The sequence below is a fragment of the Mesorhizobium sp. M0751 genome (assembly GCF_040320265.1).
Lineage (GTDB): Bacteria > Pseudomonadota > Alphaproteobacteria > Rhizobiales > Rhizobiaceae > Mesorhizobium.
In genome coordinates this window covers 218,587-233,477 of record NZ_JAMYPH010000008.1, presented here as the reverse complement: position 1 = coordinate 233,477, position 14,891 = coordinate 218,587, and the positions used below count along the sequence as shown (strand labels likewise).

Sequence of the window (14,891 nt, the reverse complement as noted above, 5' to 3'; positions counted from 1 at the left end):
AAATTGCCTCGCTGAACGCCCAGGCAGCGCTCTCGGCGCTCAAAAAAGCATATATCTCTCAAATCGCATATCTATGCGCCTTCTCTGCAAAGGCCTCCTTGTGAGAGAAGGAGCAGCCCGCAACGCTGGCGGTCTCTCCTCACGACGATCCGAAGCACGGGTTGAGACCCGCAGCTCAACCCCTTAAGGGTGAGGCAGCAGAAATCTCAAACGGAATGATCTCTCATGCCGACAGTCGCCCCGCTCGATCTCGAAGGCCACTGCCTCGCCGCCGTATTCCTCGGTGACGTGCCGCATTTTGCGCTGGCTGACGGCACAATCCATCGGCTCGACCACGGCCACAAGACGGTGCAGGCCAATGACGGAATGCTCGCCGCCTTCCATGATGCGGCAAACGACCGGCTGATCACCGGTGGTGAGGACGGCAAGATCTTTGCCGTGACCGCAGGCGGCAATACTGCGGAATTGGCGGCCGCGGGCAAAAAATGGATCACCAGCGTCGCCGCCGGGCCGCAAGGCGCTGTTGCCTATGCTTCGGGCAAGATTGCCTATGTGCGCTTTGCCGACAGCAAAACCAGGGAATTCTCGCATCCGCGCTCGGTCGAGGGGCTTGCCTTCTCGCCCAAGGGCATGCGCTTCGGCGTTGCCCGCTACAACGGCGCGACGCTGCATTTCCCGGCCGCCGACGGCAAGCCGGTCGAGCTCGAATGGGCCGGCGCCCACACCGGCATCACCTTCTCGCCGGACGGCGGCTTCGTCGTCACCACAATGCAGGAAAACGCGCTGCATGGCTGGAAGCTCGCCGACGGCAAGCACATGCGGATGTCCGGCTACCCCGGCAAGGTCAAAAGCCTGTCGTGGAGCGCCAAGGGCAAATGGCTGGCGAGTTCCGGCGCGCCAGCGGCGATCGTCTGGCCGTTTTCCGGCAAGGACGGGCCGATGGGCAAGGCGCCGCTGGAACTCGGCACGCGCGGCAATGCGATGGTCACCTCCGTCGCCTGTCACCCGAGCCAGGACGTCGTTGCCATCGGCTATGATGACGGCATGGTGATGGCGGTGCGCTTCGCCGACGCCAGGGAAGTGCTGTTGCGCCGGCCGGGCAAGGGCGCCATCACCTCGATGATGTGGGACAAGGAAGAGCGCCGCGTCGCTTTTGGCAGCGCTGCGGGCGATTGCGGCGTCATCGATATTTCGGCGTAACCTGTTACTTACTCGGCTCCGCAAGATACTTTGCCGGTCAATTCATCCGGTTTGCCGTCCTTTTCGGCATCAGCCGTAACATCATAGATTGAGAGCAAATAGCGGCCGTCATAGACGCCTTCGTCACTGGCCTTGGTCAGGATCGCCAGTTCGACATAGCCGTAGGCGTTTTCGACCTGCCGTTCGTGGTAGACGAGCAGCCGCAATTCCTTGTTGTCGAGCCAATATTGCGTGAGGTTCTGATCCCCGAATACCGTCTTGCGCAGACTGTCGCCAGCCGGCCTGCCCAGAATTTCGAGCTCGCCGCTAAAATTGAAGGTCGGCCCGCCCATGCCTCCCGTGACCCCGGCACCGACCTGAAATTTGACGGCTGCATCCTCGGCGGAACACCAGATGCCGCCGGACGCCAGAGCCGCACCAACCGACGACAGCAGCATTACTGCGCAGACGATCGCCCGCACCATCTTGTCCCCTCCAGCCGAAGTGCCATTGGCGCCCGAAGGCGGCTCGCGGTCAAGCGCCTGTTTTCACTCAAATGACCGCTGACCCAACACAGGGCAGCCGCCCGGCCAATTGCGGTGGCGGATGCCGATTGTCTAAAGTGCGACTGAGAGGGCCGCCATGAACGTCATCAACCATGCAAAGACTTCCATCGGAGGCATCGGCCCGGCGCGGATCGCCGAGTTGCGCGCGGCCGAGGCAGAAGTCTTCCGCCGGGCGCGGCCGAAATCGATGGCGAAAATCGGCAATGGCCTGCCCGGCTTCTTCGGCGGCGTGCCGATGCATTGGATGAACGACTGGCCGACGCCGTTCCCGATCCTCGTCGATAGCGCCAGGGGCGCCGTCATCAGAGATATCGACGGCAATCGGCTCGACGATTTCTGCCTTGGCGACACCGGTTCGATGTTCGGTCATTCGCCGTCGCCGGTCGCACGCGCCATCCGCCGGCAGGCGGGACGCGGCCTGACCTACATGCTGCCTGCCGAGGACGCGCTCGTCATCGGGCCGCTGCTGCAGCAGCGTTTCGGTTTGCCGTTGTGGCAGATCGCGACGACGGCGACCGATGCCAACCGCTTCGCGCTGCGCGTTGCCCGCGCCGTTACCGGCCGGGAGAAGATACTGGTCTTCAACGGCTGCTATCATGGCTCGGTCGACGAGACGATGGTGCGGCTGGTCGCCGGCAGACCGGTGAATCGACCCGGACTGGCCGGCGAGTTCCGCGACCTGACGCGGGCAACTGATGTCGTCGAATTCAACGATCTGCCCGCGCTCGACGCTGCACTCCGGGGCAACGATGTCGCCTGCGTCATCACCGAGCCCGTGCTGACCAATTCCTGCATGGTGCTGCCCGAAGCCGGCTTTCATGATGGCTTGCGGCGTCTCACCCGTGCGACCGGCACGCTGCTGCTAATCGACGAGACGCATACGATCTCGACCGGTCCCGGCGGCTATACCAGCAAATACGGGCTGGAGCCGGACCTGTTCGTGCTCGGCAAGCCGATTGCCGGCGGCGTACCGGCGAGCGTCTGGGGCATGAGCGAAGACGTTGCGGCCCGCTATGCCGCTTATATCAGCCGGAAGGAGCCCGGCTATTCCGGCATGGGGACGACGCTGTCGGGCAATCCGCTGCAATTCGCGGCGATGCGCGCCACGCTCGAACATGTCATGACCGACGCGAATTACAGCCATATGGACCATCTGGCGCGGCGGCTCGATGCCGGGCTGACCGCCGTCATCGATCGCTATCGTCTGCCCTGGCATGTTGCTCGCGTCGGCGCCCGCGTCGAGTTCATCTGCGCACCGGGCCCGTTGAGGAATGGCGGCGAGGCGGAAGCTGCGCATGCACCGGAGCTCGAAGCGGCAATCCATGTCGCGCTGGTCAATCGCGGCGTGCTGATCGCACCTTTCCACAACATGATGCTGATCTCTCCTGCGACCAGCGCCGCCCAGGTGAACCGGCTGATCACTGCCTTCGGCGCGGTTGCGGCAAAGCTTACGGCGTGAGACAAGCTTGCGGCATGAAACAAGCGCCCAAGCAAAGTTTGAACCTGGTCACAGCATCCCCTTCGGGCTCGACGCCTGCCGAGGCGCAGGCCTTTCTCGACGTCCATCCCGAGATCGAAGCGTTCGACATCGTGCTGACCGACGCCAATGGCGTCGGGCGCGGCAAGATCGTGCGCCGACATGAGTTGATGAGCATCTTCGAGGGTGGCCGGCACATGCCGATCTCGATCCTCGGCCTCGACATCACCGGCGAGGATGTTCACGAGACCGGGCTGATCTGGACGACCGGCGACGGCGACCTGCGGGCGTGGCCGATCCCCGGCACACTGGTGCCGCTATTCGGCACCCACCCGCCGCGCGGCCAGGTGCTGATGGCGATGTACCATCTCGATGGCCAGCCGATGTCGTCCGACCCGCGGCTGGCGCTCGCCCGCCAGGTGGACATCCTCGCGGCCAAGGGCCTGCATCCGGCCGGCGCCTTCGAGCTCGAATTCTTCCTGCTCGCCAACGAGCGCGATGCCGAAGGCAAGGTACAGCCGGCGCACGCGGTGCTCGACGGACGCCGCTCGGCCAAGACGGAGGTCTATTCCGTCGACCATCTGCACGGCATGGAGCCGCTGTTTTCCGACATCTACGCCGCAGCCAAGGTGCAGGGCATCCCAGCCGAGACGGTCATCTCGGAATACGCGCCCGGCCAGTACGAGCTGACGCTGAACTACCGCAAGGACGTGATGCGGGCGGCCGACGATCTCGTCATGCTCAAGCGGCTGGTGCGGGCGCAGGCGCGCCGTCATGGTGTCACCGCTTGCTTCATGGCCAAGCCGATCGAGAAGTATGCCGGCTCGGGCATGCATTTTCATGTCTCGCTGCTGGACGATGCCGGCAAGAACGTCTTTGCCGAAACCGGCGGCGAAAGCTGGTCGCTGCCGCTGCTGCGCGGCCTCGGCGGACTGATCCAGACGATGGCGGAATCGATGCTGGTCTTTGCGCCGCACGCCAACTCATGGCGGCGCTTCGTATCGCAATCCTATGCGCCGGTGGCGCCGACCTGGGGCGTCAACAACCGTTCGGTGGCACTGCGTGTGCCGGCCGGCGATGCCAAGAACCGCCGCATCGAGCACCGGCCATCGGGTGTCGACGCGAATCCTTATTTGGTGGCAGCAACGGTGCTGGCAGGCATCGTCAAGGGCCTCGACGAAGGCCTCGATCCCGGTCCCGAGACCACCGGCAATGGCTACGAATCGGCCGTCACGCGCACGACGATGCCGGTCGACTGGCGTGCGGCGATCGAGGCGGCAAGGGCGTCGACCTTCCTCAAGGGCGCATTGGGCGAAGACCTGCACCGGACGTTCGTGGCGATCAAGCAGTCGGAATATCTGCGCGTGGCGCGCACGGTCAGCGAACTGGATTATCACCTGTATCTGCACGAGGTGTAGGCATCACATCGTCGGCCATCCGCTGGTGAAGGCCCATGCCGAATAATTTCAGCGGAACCTTCGGCAGGCTTTGCTCATTGCGTGTCTGATTGCAGGAGCGAACAAGGCCGCCCTAGTCATGATCGCCAAGATGCAGACAACCCCGACGCCGCACCATGCCAAAGTGCAGGCAAGACGCTTGCCGACCGGCAAATCCCCGGAAACGACAGAAATCGACGCCAGGACGATTCCCGAACTGCGCGAAACGGCTAAAATCTGCCGCCGCTGTCCGCTTTGGCACGACGCCACGCAGACTGTTTTCGGCGAAGGTCCCGACAGGGCCAAGGTGATCTTCGTCGGCGAACAGCCGGGCGACCAGGAGGATCTGGCGGGCAAGCCTTTCGTCGGACCGGCCGGCAAGGTGTTCGACGCGATCCTGGATGACGCCGGCGTCGATCGGCTGAAAGTCTACGTCACCAACGCGGTCAAGCATTTCAAGTTCGAGCCGCGCGGCAAGCGGCGCATCCACTCCAAGCCCAACGCCGGCGAGGTGCAGGCTTGCCGCTGGTGGCTCGACAAGGAGATCGATCTGATCAAGCCCAATCTGGCGGTAGCGCTCGGCGCAACGGCGGCGCAGGCGCTGCTCGGCAAGGTGGTGCCGATCATGAAAATGCGCGGGGCGGTCGTAGAGCGCGACGATGGCTTGCGTGTCTTCGTCACCATCCACCCGTCCTTCATCCTGCGCATTCGCGAGCCGGCGGACAAGCAGGCAGAACGCGAGCGGTTCCTGCAGGATATGAGAGCGGTGAAAAAGCTGATGGCCGCCTGAGCTATTTGATCAATATCGCCCGGAGATCGTTGACGTTTGTGCCGGTCGGACCGGGTACAAAAAGGTCATCTACGGCATTGAATGCCGTCCAGGCGTTGTTGCCGGCAAGCATGGCCTTGGCGTCGACGCTCGCCTTATGCATCCGCGACACTGTCGAGCCGTCGGCGAAGGCGCCGGCATTGTCTTCCGAACCGTCTATGCCGTCGGTGTCGGCGGCCAGTGCGTAGACGCCCGCCATGCCGCTGATGCCGATGGCGAAGGCGAGCAGGAATTCAGAGTTGCGGCCGCCCTTGCCTTTCGCGCGCAAGGTCACGGTCGTCTCGCCGCCCGACAGGATCAGCACCGGCTTTGCGAATGGCCGGTTGCGCGTCGCCACTTCGCGCGCGATCGCGGCGTGGACGCCGCCGACCTCACGCGCCTCGCCCTCGATGGAATCGGAGAGGATGACCGCTTCGATACCTTGGTGCCTGGCCTCGGCCGCAGCCGCTTCCAGCGATACGCCGGCCGAGGCGATCAGATGTACCTCGTTGCGCGAAAAACGCGAGTCGTCCGGACGCGGTGCATCGGCCGCCGGCGAATTGATATGCGCCATGACCGAAGCCGGCAGGCTCATGCCATAGGCAGCGATCGACGCCAATGCGTCCTCACGGCTGCTTATATCCGGCACGGTCGGACCAGAAGCGACCAGCGCCGGGTTATCGCCCGGAATGTCGGAGACCACCAGCGACACCACCCTGGCTGGATAGGCAGCGGCCGCCAGCCTGCCGCCCTTGATCGAGGAAAGATGTTTGCGGATGGTGTTCATCGCGGCGATCGGCGCGCCGGAGGCGAGCAGCGCCTCGTTGACGGCGATCTCATCGGCCAGCGTCAGACCTTCGGCAGGTGACGGCAGCAGCGCCGAACCGCCGCCGGAAATGAGCGCCACGACAAGGTCGTCCGCAGTCAGTCCCTGGATTTTTTCGAGCAGCCGTCGGGAAGCTTCGAGCCCCGCGGCATCCGGCACCGGATGCGCTGCCTCGATGATCTCGATGCGCCGGCAGGCTGCGCCATAGCCGTAGCGTGTGACGACCAGCCCCTCGATCGGCCCGTCCCACGCTTCCTCGAAAGCCGCCGCCATCTGCGCCGAGCCTTTTCCTGCACCGATGACGATGGTGCGGCCCTTCGGCCTTGCCGGCAAATGATCCTTGATCGTCCTCTGCGGATCGGCGGCGGCAACAGCGGCGTTGAAGATCGAGATGAGAAAGAGCTTGGGGTCTACCTCTGTCATTTTGCTTCCGCCGGCAATGCCAGCTCGCGCGCATTTATGCCGAGATACTCACAAAGCGCATTGACGACCACGCCGTGGTCCTCGCGCTCCGGCAGGCCGGAGACGGCGATCACGCCGATGACGCCGGCGCCCTTGACAGCGATGGGAAAGCCGCCACCGGCCAGCACGTAGTCGGCAACGTCCAGCCCCTCGCCAGGCTTGAAGCTGCGGTCGGGGCGCTGCTGCTCCAGCACCATGCGATAGGTGCTTTTCAGGAACCGCCGCACGACGTTGATCTTGCGCCGCGCCCAATCCGGATTGGAAGCGTTCGAGCCGGGCATTGCCGCATAGAACAGCGGCCGGTCGAAGGTTCTGATATCGACGATGATCGGCAGGTTTTCCTCGAGGGCCCGGTCGTGGATCGCCGTGCCGATCTCGAAAGCGACAGCCTCGTCGAAGGCGGAGAAAACGAGCGTGGCTTCCTGTTTCTCGATCAGAGCGATGTCGTCCGCAACGGCCATGTCGTTCCCCTGTCAATCTCGCCTGTTGCTTTGGCGGATGGCTGCCGCCCGGTCAAGCCGGCCGCATACGACGGCTAAACCGCCATATCCGTCTTGGCCGCGCAGCCGGCGACATAGACCTCGCGCACGGCGCGGTCGTCGCCGAGCGTCTGCAGCAGAAACAATTCCTCGGCGAGCGTGTCCGCCGTCTCTACCCGCAGCCGCATCGCCGGCGTGGCGCGGGCGTCGAGCACGATGATATCGGCGTCGCTGCCTTCCTCCAGGGTGCCGATCTTTTCCACAAGCGACAGCGCCTCGGCATTGCCGCGGGTCAGTTGCCAGAAGGACTGGAACGGATTGAGCTTCTCGCCGTTCAGCGCGATCACCTTGTAGCCCTCGTCCATGGTGCGCAGCATCGAATAGTTGGTGCCACCGCCGACATCGGTGGCGGCGGCGATGCGAAGCGGCTTCTCGCGGCGACGATAGCGCTGATAATCGAACAGGCCCGAGCCGAGAAACAGGTTGGAGGTCGGGCAGAACACCGCCACCGAGCCGCTATCGGAAAGCGCATCCGCCTCGCGTTCCGACAGGTGGATGCAATGGCCGAACAGGCTTCTGCGCCCGAGCAGCCCATAGCGCTCATAGACATCGGTATAGTCCCGCGTCTGCGGGTACAATCGCTGTGTGAAGGCGATCTCCGCGTGGTTTTCCGACAGATGCGTCTGCATGTGCAGATCAGGATATTCGCGGCAGAGCGCGCCCGCCATCTCCAATTGCTCGGGCGACGAGGTGATGGCGAAGCGCGGCGTGATGGCATAGTGCTGGCGCCCCTTGCCGTGCCACTCATCGATCAACGTCTTGCTGTCGTCATAGCCCGATTGCGGCGTGTCGAGCACGCCGTCCGGCGCGTTGCGGTCCATCATCACCTTGCCGGCGATGTTGAGCATGTTGCGGTCGTGCGACTCGGCAAAGAACGCTTCGGCAGATTCCTTGTGTACCGAGCAATAGGCCGCGACTGTCGTCGTGCCATGCCGCAATACTTCATCCAGGAACAGCCTGGCGATACGGCGGCCATGCTGGGCGTCCTGGAATTTTGCCTCTTCCGGAAAAGTGTAGGTGTTCAGCCAGTCAAGCAGCTCGGCGCCGAAGGAAGCGATGACCTGCATCTGCGGAAAATGCGCGTGCGCATCGATGAACCCGGGCAGCAGCAGATGCGGCCTATGGTCGATCTTTTTTGTTCCCTCGCCCGCCTTTTTTTCGATCTCGGCATAGGCGCCCGCGGCAACGATCCTGCCGTCGCGGAGCAGCAAGCCGCCATCTTGCTCGTAGCGCCAGGCGGAATGGTCGTCGATGGTTTCGGGCCAGCGCAAAAACGACAGCGTGCGGCCGCGCAGCAGCGTGCTGGTCATGCTATTTCCCCGCGCCTTCGAACCATGCCACCAGCAGCGCCCGTTCCTTGTCGGTGATCTGGGTGACGTTGGCGGGCGGCATGGCGTGGCTGCGCCCGGCCTGCAGGTAGATCTCGCCGGCGTGCTCGGCGATGCCGGCATCGGTATCGAGCATCACGCCCTTCGGCGCGTGGTAAATGCCCTCGTAGGACGGCTCGGCCGCGTGGCACATCGAACAGCGGCCAAGCACCGTATCACGCACGGCGGGAAAATGCGCCGAGGCGACGTAGACCTGTGCCGCCGAGGACGTTTTGACCTCGCCGGTCAGCAGTTTCGGCACCGTCGACAGCCAGATGATGAGGACGAACAGGACGGCCGCCGCCAGCCAGGTCCAGGTCGGATTGCCTTTGCGCGCATGCCTGGTGTTGAAATAGTGCCGGATCAGCACGCCGATGATGAACACCAGCGAGGCGATGACCCAGTTGAACTCTGTCCCGAACGCCAGCGGATAATGGTTCGACAGCATCAGGAACAAAACCGGCAGCGTCAGGTAATTGTTGTGCAGCGAGCGCTGCTTGGCGATCTTGCCGTATTTCGGATCGGGCTTACGGCCGGCGATCAGGTCGGCGACGACGATCTTCTGGTTGGGGATAATGACCATGAAGACATTCGCCGACATGATCGTTGCGGTGATGGCGCCAAGATGCAGGAAGGCAGCGCGGCCGGTGAACAGGTGGGTCAGCCCCCAGGCCATGAATACCAGCACCCCATACAGCACCAGCATCAGGCCGGTGTCGCTGTTGCCGAGCGGCGAACGGCACAAGAGATCGTAGACCACCCAGCCGACACCGATCGTCGCCAGCGACAGCAGGATGCCTGTAGGCACCGACATCGCAAGCACATTGGGATCGATCAGGAACAGGTCCGCCCCGGCATAGTAGACGACGCACAGCATGGCGAAGCCTGACAGCCAGGTGGCGTAGGATTCCCATTTGAACCAGGTCAGGTGCTCGGGCATTTCAGCCGGTGCCACCAGATATTTCTGCACGTGGTAGAAGCCGCCACCATGCACCTGCCATTCCTCGCCGAAGGCTCCGGCAGGCATGCCCGGACGCTGGCGCAGGCCGAGGTCGAGCGCGACGAAATAAAAGGACGATCCAATCCAGGCGATGCCGGTAACGACGTGCAGCCAGCGCACGGCGAAACTCAGCCAATCCCAGAATATCGCGAAATCCATCATGAAAAACCGTCCCTGCCGATCGACTGACTTTACGGACTGGAGCGCAAACGGAAAGGGCCGAGACGCACGATGACTTTCAAAAAAAATTGGAAAATACTAGGCTGATCATACGCAGCCACATGAGAGCCACGGAAGCCGCATGGCCTATCTCGACAATATCGCCGTTTTTGTCCGCGTCGTCGAGCTCGGCAATTTGTCGGCGGCTGGGCGCGACATGCGCATTTCGCCGGCGGTCGCTTCCAACCGGATCAAGGAGCTCGAGAAGCACCTGGGCGTCAGGCTGTTCAACCGTACGACGCGGCAATTGATGCCGACCGAGCACGGCACGGTGTTCTACTCCGGCGCCAAGCAGGTGCTGGAGGCGGTCACCGAGGCGGAAGCGGCGGTCAGCGCGTTATCCGGCCAGCCGCGCGGCACCATAAAGGTGACAGCGCCGCTCGGCCTCGGGCGGCGGCTGGTGGCATCCGGCATCCCGGATTTCCACGACAGGTACCCAGATATCGAGGTGCGGCTCCGGCTTTCCGATCACAATGTCGATATCATGAAGGAAGGCATCGATGTTGCCTTCCGGCTGGGCATCATCGAGGATTCCAGCCTCAGGATGCGCGGCATCATGGAATGCGAGCGCGTGCTGGTAGCGGCTCCGCAATATCTGGACGTGCGCGGTGAGCCGACCGAGCCGCAGGAGTTGATCGGCAAGAAACACGATTGCCTGATGCTGCGCTATTCCGGCGCGCGCGAATATGTCTGGACGCTGCAGACGCCGAATGGGCCGCAAAAGTTCGAGGTGCACGGCCCCTACGATACCGATGATGGCGACGTGCTGACCGGCTGGGCGCTGTCCGGCCGCGGCATCATCAATAAGCCGCGCTTCGAGGTCGAGCCGTTTATCCGCGACCAGCGGCTGAAGGTGATCCTGAGCAACACGCCGCCGACGCCGGTGCAGTTCGCCGCCGTCTACCCGCACAAAAAGCTGCAGGATCCGAAGGTGCGGCTGCTGCTCGATTTCATGGCCGAGCGCTGCCAACGGCTGATCAGGGATATTCTGGCCGGCAAATGATCGCCCGCTGGCCGGTTGCTTTCCGTCCAGCCGACGAGATAATGCCCAAGGAATCTCGCTCAACAGGGAAAAGCGATGGCCAACGGCGCCACAATGTGTCTCGCCGTTTCACTGTCTCCGGAAGCCGCCCCTTCCCATCCGCCCGACGCCGGCCCGGACTTCAGTCTGCTGACGCGGTTCGTGCAAGAAGCCGAAGCGGCCGGTCTGGACATGGTGTTGCTCGGCGATTCCGCGCCGGTTGCAGGCGGGCTGAACCGGCAAATGCGCTTCGAAGCAACGACCTTGGCGGCGGCCCTGGCGACGCTGACAAGCAGGATTGGCCTCGTCGCCGCGGCCTCGACGGTCGCCCACCAGCCCTACAATCTCGCGCGCCGTTTCGCTTCGCTCGATATTATCAGCCATGGCCGCGCCGGCTGGAACGCGAGCCTGATGCCCGACCCGCGCGAGGCGGCCAATTTCAGCCGACCGGAAGGGTTTTCCGGCGACGATTTCCGCCTGCGCGCCGATGAATTCATCGGCATCGTGCAAGGCTTGTGGAAAGGCTGGGACGCAGACGCGCTGCTGTTCGACAAAGTTGGCGGCCGCTTCTTCGATCCCGAGAAGATGCACGTTCTCGACCACAAGGGCGAATATTTTTCCGTGCGCGGGCCGCTCAACGTGGCGCGGTCGCCGCAGGACACGCCGGTGCTGGTCATGTCCGGCCTGTCCGAGCCCGCGATGGATATCGCCGCACGCACCGCCGATGTCGTCCTGCTGGATGGGCCATCGATCGGGCCGGCGAAGGCTGGCGATCTGAAGCGCCGTGCGCTTGCCTTCGGGCGCAGGCCGGAGGCGCTGAAAGTGCTGATGAACGTTACCGTCAGCGCCGAAATAACCGCCGCACCGGACCTGTTTGCGGACAAGCTCGAAGAGTGCTTTCGCTCGAAAGCCTGCGACGGTTTCAACATCGCCACGCCGCTCACGTCGGCGCTCGACGATTTCATCGGTCTCGTGCTGCCGGAGCTTCGCCGCCGCGGCCTTGTCCGGTCCGGCTACAGCGCGGCGACACTGCGCGCCCATCTCGGGCTCGCCGGGGAGGATCGGCAATGAGCGCCGGTCGAGGCCAGATGAAGCTCGGCGTCTTCCTGTGGGCGACAGGCCATCACATCGCCGCCTGGCGCCATCCGCAGGCGCATGTCACGGCCGGCCTCGACATCGACCATTACATCCAGCTGGCGCGGATGGCGGAAGCGGCAAAGTTCGACATGATCTTCTGCGAGGACGCCGCCGGTGTGCGCGAGGCCAATGTCAACATCGCCAGCCAAACGTCGCGCTCGATCGGCTTCGAGCCGATCAGCCTGCTTGCCGCGCTCGCCGTCCAGACGGAGCTCATCGGCCTCGTCTCCACGGCGTCGACGAGCTATAACGAGCCTTACGGACTGGCGCGAACCCTGCTGTCGCTCGATCATCTGAGCGGTGGCCGAGCCGGCTGGAACCTCGTCACTTCGGCGAGCCAGATCGAGGCCGCCAATTTCGGCTCGACCGGACTGCGCCCACATGCGGACCGCTACGAACGCGCGCGCGAATTCGCTGCAGTGGTTACCGGCCTTTGGCGAGGCCAGGGTGGACACGAAGGCAGAAGTTTTTCGGTGCGCGACCCGCTCGATCTGCCGCGCTCGCCACAAGGTGCGCCGGTCATGGTTCAGGCAGGAGCGTCGGACGAGGGCCGCGATCTCGCGGCCCGGACCGCCGATGTGGTGTTCACTGCGGCGCAAACATTCGAGGAGGCGAAGGCCTTCTACGACGACCTCAAGGGACGGCTGGCGGCCCATGGGCGCGAGCCGGAGGACGTCAAGATCATGCCCGGCGTTGCGCCGGTCGTCGCGGCAAGCGAAGCGGAAGCCCGGGCAAAACATGATGAACTGCAGGAGCTGATCCCGGACGATGTCGGTGTCGCGCTGCTTTCCAGCTATCTCAGCATATCCGATCTCGCGCGCTATCCCATCGACGGACCGCTGCCCGAGCTGCCGGCCAGCGAAGGCATGCAGAGCCGGCAGGCGCTCGTCATCGAGCAATCACGCCGCGACAAGCTGTCCATTCGCCAGCTTGCCCGTCATTTCGCGGGCGCGCGCGGCCATTGGCGCGTCGTCGGAACGCCGGCCCAGATCGCCGACCAGCTCGAGGCACGCTTCGAGGGCGGCGCGGCAGATGGTTTCAACGTCATGCCATCCTATTTTCCCGGCGAACTCGAAGCCTTTGCCACACTAGTCGTGCCGGAGCTGCAACGGCGCGGGCTGTTTCGCACGGACTATGAAGGCAGCACGCTGCGCGACCATCTGGGCTTGAAAAGGCCGGCGTAAAACGACGAGCGGAACGAAAGCCGGACATCGCCGTTTTGGGATGCTGTGCCGCGGCGATGAGGGCGTCTGCGCGCATGTTCGATTGACCTTCCACAGACTTCGCCCTCTTCAAACCACGCGGACGCAACCGCCACAGGAGCCGATCATGGATGCCATCGCCACCCGCAACGACCTCCAATCCAATGCCAAGAAAGAGTGTATCGACCTTCTCAATGCCCGCCTCGCCGACGCCATCGATCTGGCCTTGATCACCAAGCAGGCGCACTGGAACGTCAAGGGACCGCAATTCATCGCCATTCACGAGATGCTCGACACGTTCCGCGAGGAGATCGACGGCCATGTCGACACCATTGCCGAGCGCGCCGTACAGCTCGGCGGCACGGCGCTCGGCACCTCGCAGGAGGTCTCGAAGGCGACTATGCTCGAGGCCTATCCGACCGACATCCACAAGACCCGGGATCACCTGGCGGCGCTGATCGACCGGTATGCCGCAACCGCCAAGCGGGCACGCGCGGCGATTGACGAGGCGGCAGGTGCGGGCGACGCCGACACTGCCGACATCTTCACCGCCTATTCGCGCTCGCTCGACAAATTACTGTGGTTCCTGGAGGCGCACACACAGGAAAAGGAATAGAAGGAAACGTCAGCCGGCCATCTCCTTGCCGCGACGGGCTTTGGACGGCGCTGCCGGTGTTATCGCGTGAGCGGCCAACGCCGTCATGATTTCGGCCGTGGCGAGTGCGGCGATCACCTGTGGGCGCTTGTCCTTGACCGCATCGCCGCCGATCGGCGAGACGAGGCGGGCAAATTCCGCCTCGCTTCCGTCCGCCGATTTCAGGAACCAGTTCCGGAACGTCGCCTTCTTGGTCCTGGAACCGATCATGCCGACATAGACGGCATCGCGGCGTTTCAGCGCCTCGGCGACGATCAGGAAATCCAGCGCGTGGTCATGGGTAAGGACGACGAAGGCGGATCCAGCCGGGGCTTCGCGCACCATTGCCTCAGGCATCGGCGTCAGCTTGGTTTCGACCGTATCCGGCATGCCCTCCAGCGCCTCGGCTCGCGTCTCGACAACGACGACATGCACCGGCAGCAAAGCCACCGCCGAGGCCAGCGCATGGCCGACATGGCCGCCGCCGAAGATGTAGACATGCGGCAGTTGCGCCTCCTCGGCCTCCGCCGCCGCAACAAGCTTGGCTTCAAGGGCGGGGTCAACCAGCCGGATCAGCAGCTCGACCCTGCCGCCGCAGCACTGGCCGATCTCAGGGCCTAGCGCGATGTCGAGGGTGGCGCGGATATCCCTTCCCCTTGCGGGGAGGGTGGCGGCGAAGCCGCCGGGTGGGGTCGCCGCGGCAGTGCTCGACGCGCTGGCGGCACCTTCTGAGACGACCCCCTCTGGCCGCTTCGCGGCCATCTCCCCCTCAAGGGGGGAGAAAAGCATCTGCCGCGCTTTGTCGATCGCCATATATTCGAGCTGGCCGCCGCCGATCGTGCCGAAAGTGGCCGATCCCGAGACGAGCATGAGGGCACCCGTCTCGCGCGGCGTCGAGCCTTTTGTCCCAGCCACCTCAACCAAGGCGACCCGGCCGGCACCGGCAAGAAAGGCTTTCAGGCTCTGCACTTTCGCGTTCATCATTCGCGTTCCCTATCGCGAAATATAGAGTTTTTCG

At 63.9% G+C, this 14,891-nt stretch carries 14 protein-coding genes; 8 read left to right on the top strand and 6 right to left on the bottom strand.

Annotated elements, in window-relative coordinates; translation table 11 throughout:
- Positions 1–225: 225 nt before the first annotated feature.
- Complete coding sequence (locus tag NKI19_RS15610) at positions 226–1,200, top strand: WD40 repeat domain-containing protein (protein ID WP_352490370.1); 975 nt, start codon at positions 226–228, stop codon at positions 1,198–1,200.
- Positions 1,201–1,208: 8 nt separating this feature from the next.
- Here the strand turns inward: NKI19_RS15610 and NKI19_RS15605 are convergent, their stop codons facing one another.
- Positions 1,209–1,664, bottom strand: a complete 456-nt coding sequence (locus NKI19_RS15605) for a hypothetical protein (RefSeq protein WP_352566977.1) — start codon at positions 1,662–1,664, stop codon at positions 1,209–1,211.
- Positions 1,665–1,821: 157 nt separating this feature from the next.
- Between NKI19_RS15605 and NKI19_RS15600 the strand changes: the two genes are divergently transcribed.
- The 3 genes from NKI19_RS15600 (at position 1,822) to NKI19_RS15590 (ending at position 5,448) form a co-directional block, all read left to right on the top strand.
- A complete protein-coding gene (locus NKI19_RS15600; RefSeq protein ID WP_352490372.1) occupies positions 1,822–3,204 on the top strand; it encodes an aspartate aminotransferase family protein in 1,383 nt (460 codons plus the stop codon).
- Between the two features lie 14 nt (positions 3,205–3,218).
- Complete coding sequence (locus NKI19_RS15595) at positions 3,219–4,640, top strand: glutamine synthetase family protein (RefSeq protein ID WP_352490373.1); 1,422 nt, start codon at positions 3,219–3,221, stop codon at positions 4,638–4,640.
- A gap of 85 nt (positions 4,641–4,725) precedes the next feature.
- Entirely contained in the window at positions 4,726–5,448 is a 723-nt protein-coding gene (locus NKI19_RS15590) for a UdgX family uracil-DNA binding protein (protein WP_352490561.1), read from the top strand.
- A 1-nt stretch (position 5,449) separates the two neighbouring features.
- Here the strand turns inward: NKI19_RS15590 and NKI19_RS15585 are convergent, their stop codons facing one another.
- From NKI19_RS15585 to NKI19_RS15570, 4 genes are all read right to left on the bottom strand, one after another.
- Positions 5,450–6,715, bottom strand: a complete 1,266-nt coding sequence (locus tag NKI19_RS15585; RefSeq protein ID WP_352490374.1) for a glycerate kinase type-2 family protein — start codon at positions 6,713–6,715, stop codon at positions 5,450–5,452.
- Complete coding sequence (locus tag NKI19_RS15580; RefSeq protein WP_352490375.1) at positions 6,712–7,215, bottom strand: heme-degrading domain-containing protein; 504 nt, start codon at positions 7,213–7,215, stop codon at positions 6,712–6,714. The genes NKI19_RS15585 and NKI19_RS15580 overlap by 4 nt, the downstream gene beginning before the upstream one ends.
- A gap of 74 nt (positions 7,216–7,289) precedes the next feature.
- The gene (gene guaD, locus NKI19_RS15575) at positions 7,290–8,603 is read right to left on the bottom strand and encodes a guanine deaminase (RefSeq protein ID WP_352490376.1); all 1,314 of its coding nucleotides are present in this window, start codon (positions 8,601–8,603) and stop codon (positions 7,290–7,292) included.
- Between the two features lies 1 nt (position 8,604).
- Complete coding sequence (locus tag NKI19_RS15570) at positions 8,605–9,822, bottom strand: urate hydroxylase PuuD (protein WP_352490377.1); 1,218 nt, start codon at positions 9,820–9,822, stop codon at positions 8,605–8,607.
- Between the two features lie 139 nt (positions 9,823–9,961).
- Between NKI19_RS15570 and NKI19_RS15565 the strand changes: the two genes are divergently transcribed.
- From NKI19_RS15565 to dps, 4 genes are all read left to right on the top strand, one after another.
- Complete coding sequence (locus NKI19_RS15565) at positions 9,962–10,882, top strand: LysR family transcriptional regulator (RefSeq protein ID WP_352464534.1); 921 nt, start codon at positions 9,962–9,964, stop codon at positions 10,880–10,882.
- A gap of 75 nt (positions 10,883–10,957) precedes the next feature.
- Entirely contained in the window at positions 10,958–11,971 is a 1,014-nt protein-coding gene (locus NKI19_RS15560; protein ID WP_352566975.1) for an LLM class flavin-dependent oxidoreductase, read from the top strand.
- The gene (locus NKI19_RS15555; RefSeq protein ID WP_352490380.1) at positions 11,968–13,221 is read left to right on the top strand and encodes an LLM class flavin-dependent oxidoreductase; all 1,254 of its coding nucleotides are present in this window, start codon (positions 11,968–11,970) and stop codon (positions 13,219–13,221) included. Before NKI19_RS15560 ends, NKI19_RS15555 begins: the two co-directional genes overlap by 4 nt.
- Positions 13,222–13,366: 145 nt before the next feature.
- On the top strand, positions 13,367–13,855 hold the full coding sequence (gene dps, locus NKI19_RS15550) for a DNA starvation/stationary phase protection protein Dps (RefSeq protein WP_023676226.1): 489 nt from the start codon (positions 13,367–13,369) through the stop codon (positions 13,853–13,855).
- 9 nt (positions 13,856–13,864) lie between these two features.
- On the opposite strand, the gene xdhC is transcribed toward dps, so the two are convergent.
- On the bottom strand, positions 13,865–14,854 hold the full coding sequence (gene xdhC, locus NKI19_RS15545) for a xanthine dehydrogenase accessory protein XdhC (RefSeq protein ID WP_352490562.1): 990 nt from the start codon (positions 14,852–14,854) through the stop codon (positions 13,865–13,867).
- Positions 14,855–14,891 lie beyond the last annotated feature (37 nt).